The organism is Enterobacter cloacae complex sp. S2, assembly GCF_015159675.1.
GTDB classification, from domain to species: domain Bacteria; phylum Pseudomonadota; class Gammaproteobacteria; order Enterobacterales; family Enterobacteriaceae; genus Enterobacter; species Enterobacter intestinihominis.
This window is the reverse complement of record NZ_JADDTS010000064.1, coordinates 2,932-3,347: the sequence shown is the minus strand read 5'-3', so window position 1 is coordinate 3,347 and position 416 is coordinate 2,932. Positions and strand designations below refer to the sequence as shown.

Sequence of the window (416 nt, the reverse complement as noted above, 5' to 3'; positions counted from 1 at the left end):
AAAGGTGAGAAAGTTTCAAGGAGGGAAAGCATGTAGGGCGGGTAAGGTGGGGCCACCACCCGACTTTTCAGAACGCACAAAGCAAAAAACCCCGCACCTTCCGGTACGGGGTTCTTTCTGTTTGATGCCTGGCAGTTCCCTACTCTCACATGGGGAGACCCCACACTACCATCGGCGCTACGGCGTTTCACTTCTGAGTTCGGCATGGGGTCAGGTGGGACCACCGCGCTAAAGCCGCCAGGCAAATTCTGTTAATCTGTATCAGGCTGAAAATCGTGTCTGTCTCTTCGCCAAAACAGCTTCGGCGTTGTAAGGTTAAGCCTCACGGTTCATTAGTATCGGTTAGCTCAACGCATCGCTGCGCTTACACACCCGACCTATCAACGTCGTCGTCTTCAACGTTCCTTCAGGAGACT

2 rRNA genes (1 of these 2 running past the window's edge) are annotated in these 416 nt (G+C 53.1%); both read right to left on the bottom strand.

The features are described from left to right. Nucleotides 1–126: 126 nt before the first annotated feature. Nucleotides 127–242 (bottom strand): 5S ribosomal RNA (gene rrf, locus IPZ49_RS22345). A gap of 69 nt (nt 243–311) precedes the next feature. Continuing rightward, nucleotides 312–416 (bottom strand): 23S ribosomal RNA (locus IPZ49_RS22340); it runs 2,818 nt beyond the window's last position.